Source organism: Mesorhizobium sp. M1A.F.Ca.IN.020.03.2.1, from assembly GCF_004023205.1.
Taxonomy (GTDB): Bacteria; Pseudomonadota; Alphaproteobacteria; order Rhizobiales; family Rhizobiaceae; genus Mesorhizobium.
The window spans coordinates 1-3,926 of the sequence record NZ_RZSV01000357.1 but is presented as its reverse complement, the minus strand read 5'-3'; the positions used below and the strand labels follow the sequence as shown (position 1 = coordinate 3,926).

The window sequence follows — 3,926 nt, the reverse complement described above, 5'->3', positions numbered from 1 at the left end:
CGTACTATGCCCCCGAAGCAGACAACCCACAGAGGGTGGTACGGCAGAATACCAACGGCCCTGACGCGATCAGCAAGCGCTATGCCCGCTATGTCTGGGCGCCTTGCCTGAACATCGTTGGGCTGACGGTGAACCGCAGCAATGGCCAGGTACGGGTCGAGAATGTCGTGAGCATCCTGAACGCGGGCCGCGTGCATGTGCCGGAACTCGTCTCAGGCCAGTCACAGGGAGGCATCGCCATGGCGCTGTCCCAGACACTGCTGGAAGATATGCCGCCAGGGATGGAGGGGCCGGCCAACGGGCAGTGGAACCTGAACCGTTATCATCTGGCGCGGATGCAGGATGTGCCGCTGGGTGTGGAATATCGGCCGGGCGCCCGGGCGCAGGAGCTGATCATCCTGCCCGAAACCCCTGGCGACGGCCGAGCCGGCCGGGGCATTGCCGAGGCCGTCATGTGTTCCGTTGCGCCCGCAATCTCCAATGCGCTGCGGGATGCGGTCGGGCAGCGTTTTGCCTCTCTGCCGATCACGCCTGAAAAGATCCTGAAAGGCTTGGCGCAATGAGCATCAAATTCACAGTAAACGGTTTGCCGCAGGAAGTGCCCGATGCCCGGAGCGATAATCGGCTCATCGACTTCCTGCATGACGATCTGAACCTGACGGGAACGAAGTTCTGCTGCGGCATCGGCGTCTGCCGGGCCTGCACCGTTGCCATGGCTAAACCGCCGAATCCGGTGGGAACGCCCGTCATCAGCTGCTCGACGCCGCTTTCCATCCTGGACGGCGCTGCGATCACCACCATCGAGGGCGTCTCAGCCGGGCCGGACCTTCTGCCGGTACAGGAGGCCTTCCTGCGCCACTTCGCCTTCCAGTGCGGCTATTGCACCCCAGGCTTCGTGGTGGCGGCCAAACTGTTTCTGGATGAGCTGGAAGACGGGCCGCCGCCACACGACCTGCGTCAGGCGATCTCGATGGCTATCGGAGACCATCTTTGCCGGTGCTCGGGCTATGTCCGCTATGTCGAGGCGCTGCATGAAACTGCGCTTTCCGTAATTGCGGCGAAAGGAGACCTGCAATGATCCGGCATCTCTGGCTCGTCGCGGCGCTGATTGTCATGCCGCAGCCTACCGCCGCACAGTCCAGTTCCCAACGTTATGCGGAGGCCTGCCGCGTGCTCGTCGGTCCGCTGCCCGAATTCTCCTGCGCCGATGGCATTCCGGTTCCGGTGACTGTGGATGGCGTTTCCGTGAACGATCCGAAGCCGCAGATGGAATGCGACCGCCCGGCGCTGCTGGACAATGGGCCGGGCTCCGACGGGCAATGCGTGCCGCATTCGCGCATCCTCTCGCTGTCGACTGAGACAATGATGGTTTCAGTCATGTGCCGCCAGAAGGTGATCCGCGATCCGGCCAGCATGAATTTCGACGAGATCGACGTGATTGCGCATGATCCCGCGACCGGCGCGACCTGCTGGTTCCAGGCCTCAGGCAGCCGCGACAAACCGGTGGACGGCATGAAGGTGCCATCCCCCACTGCGGCGACGGACAATAGCTTCTGGAACGCGCCGGAAATCGTCGCCGGCGACGGTTGCGGCAATTGCCATGACAACGATCCCATTATGTATTCGCCATTTGTCGGGCAGGTCTGGCGCGAGGTGCCGGTGGCGCCTTTCGGACCCTATTTCCATGTGGGCCCGGAATTCGGCTTTGATGCCTGGCCGACAAAGACTTTCGCGCTACGTGACAATACCTGTTCCGGCTGCCACCGTATCGGCCAGACGGAAACCTGCGGCAGCCTCACACGGCTGATGACCGGGAAGGAGCACCCTCAGGGCGCCGATCCGCTCGCCCGGCGATTTGCGATGTCGCATGCGATGCCGCCTGGTTTCGAGCAGGACGAAGCAGTTTGGAACATCATCTATCGCGAGGCGGTGGCGCAGATCGAATCATGCTGCGCCAAGCCCGATCAGCCCGCGTGCGCTCTGACCCCGCTGCCGGGGACGCGGCAATGAAGAACAGCCTCGCCTTTCCGCACCTGATGGAATGTGACCTTCTGGCCGATCTGCCGGACGACCAGAAGATTGCCTTTGTCGACGTCTGCGCCCTGCGCCGCTACACCGAGCCGACGGAGATCCTGTCGCAGGGAGAACTGTGTTCGGGGTTCTTTATCGTGGCGCAGGGACTGGTGGAGGTGAATTACTGCGACAGCCAGGGCAATCTCAGTGTCGTTCACGTCGCCGCTCCAGGGGATATACTGGGCGATGTGGAGGCGATTTCCGGAAATGCCTGCGCGGCCAGTTGTATGACCCTGCCGAACAGTGCGCTGCTGTTTTGCCCGACGCCCGTGATCTACACGTATCTGCAATCGCCAGTTTTCATTCGCAATCAGGCCAGACTCTTTTACGAACGGCTGCAACGCGACAACCGCGCCAAATCGGTCAGTCAGTTCTATTCGGCGGATGAGCGACTTTACATCCATCTCTGTCAGCTGACGAATGAGAAGCGACCGGAAATCCGGGTAAACCAGTCCAACCTCGCGGGCATCGTCGGATGCTCCCGACAGACCGTGAACCGGAAGCTGGGCGAACTGCGCGACGAAGGTGTAGTCCGCCTCGGCAAAGGAAAGATCAAGGTGATGGATCGCGCCGGCCTGGAGCGGCGGGTTGCCATGTTGCATCGAGGTTAGCTGACTCTCCCTGGGAGGCGACGCCATGGCATACGAGCGCGAGCCCACGCTTGACGAAATCCTGAACGAACCGATCATCAGCAAAATTATGACCGTCGATGGCTATTCCTCGGACGACATCCGATATCTGATGCACCAAGCACGAGCAACGTCCCGAACAGGCGGAACGCGTCCGGATAGATGTGCCTGACCGCCACAATGCGATCGCCCGGCTCGATGAAGCTCAGCACCGCCGAAGAGATGGCGCGAATGGATCGGTTCCGACAAAGGGCTTGGCGCGCTGATCATTCAAGCAACGTTCAATTATCAATCCGACCGGCTCTACGCGGCGATCGTGTTGTCTTCCTTGCTGTCCATTTTGCTTTTCATGATCGCGGTTGCGATCGAGCGCAAATTGATCCGGTATTAGATTCCTTAGCATTGCTACGCGCAGTATGGGGTGATCCATCTTGGAAAACGCGCAACCTGGCTGTTCTGACCTTTTCGGGGATCGCCTAAGCAACGACGAAATCAGAGAGAGCAAATCGGTCGCTGGTTCAACAGCGAAGGCAATTGATCGTGCTTTGGCGCCGGTTCCAGCTCGCACATCATTTCGCTGCCGGTGAGCAGTATGTCGGACTGCACTTAAACGTGAGAATGCGGCGGTTTGTGCAGGTTATTGCGCTTAATTGTGAGACCCTTGTCCGTATGAATCTCAATATTGCTGCAAAAACGGAAACGTTGCCGCAGCTTGATTTAGCACTCCACAGGAAGGCGATCGCGTTGAAGTAGCTCAATTTTTCTGAGCAGACTGATCGGGGGTCCATTGGGTCCCACGTACCCTGAAGCATCGAAACAACAATCGACGTTGTCCGAATTTATTCTCAAATTACCTGCAGAAAGCCCTGCTGGACTCTCAAGCCCATGCGAAGCAGTGTCACTGCTGACTGGATGGCTCAGCAGTGGCGCGATGGGAAGCGGACCAAGAAGAAGCTCGGCGCCTACGCGACGAACCGCGACTGCCGGCGGACGTTCAAGACGCTGGCTGGCAAGGCCGGCGTTCCCAAGGAGATTCGCGACCGCTTGCAGAACCACGCGCGTCAGGATGTCAGCTCCAAGCACTACGACCGCTGGAATTATACCAAGGGTCTTGAAGGCTGACTCGTTGAGGATTCCGGATTGGGTCGATCCGTGATTCGATGGCGCAAAGGAGATTCGCGCCATGGGCTCAGCGGTGAAGTTGAGGACGGACTATTCGGCGGA

Annotated in this window: 5 protein-coding genes and 2 pseudogenes; all 7 read left to right on the top strand. The window is 59.7% G+C overall.

The window, feature by feature from the left end; all coding sequences use genetic code 11:
* The coding region (locus EOA79_RS30450) for a molybdopterin cofactor-binding domain-containing protein (protein WP_164894019.1) at positions 1-563 on the top strand (563 nt) is incomplete at its 5' end.
* On the top strand, positions 560-1,078 hold the full coding sequence (locus EOA79_RS30445) for a (2Fe-2S)-binding protein (protein ID WP_128161267.1): 519 nt from the start codon (positions 560-562) through the stop codon (positions 1,076-1,078). The genes EOA79_RS30450 and EOA79_RS30445, both read left to right, overlap by 4 nt.
* Positions 1,075-2,010 carry a hypothetical protein gene (locus EOA79_RS30440; protein ID WP_128161265.1) on the top strand — a complete coding sequence of 312 codons (936 nt, stop codon included), beginning with the start codon at positions 1,075-1,077 and terminating at the stop codon, positions 2,008-2,010. The genes EOA79_RS30445 and EOA79_RS30440 overlap by 4 nt, the downstream gene beginning before the upstream one ends.
* A complete protein-coding gene (locus EOA79_RS30435; RefSeq protein ID WP_164894018.1) occupies positions 2,007-2,684 on the top strand; it encodes a Crp/Fnr family transcriptional regulator in 678 nt (225 codons plus the stop codon). Before EOA79_RS30440 ends, EOA79_RS30435 begins: the two co-directional genes overlap by 4 nt.
* A gap of 25 nt (positions 2,685-2,709) precedes the next feature.
* Complete coding sequence (locus EOA79_RS33060) at positions 2,710-2,874, top strand: hypothetical protein (RefSeq protein ID WP_164894017.1); 165 nt, start codon at positions 2,710-2,712, stop codon at positions 2,872-2,874.
* Between the two features lie 57 nt (positions 2,875-2,931).
* A pseudogene (locus EOA79_RS33935) lies at positions 2,932-3,093 on the top strand (ABC transporter permease subunit); the annotation flags it as partial.
* 572 nt (positions 3,094-3,665) lie between these two features.
* A pseudogene (locus tag EOA79_RS30425) lies at positions 3,666-3,803 on the top strand (site-specific integrase); the annotation flags it as partial.
* Positions 3,804-3,926: the final 123 nt, after the last annotated feature.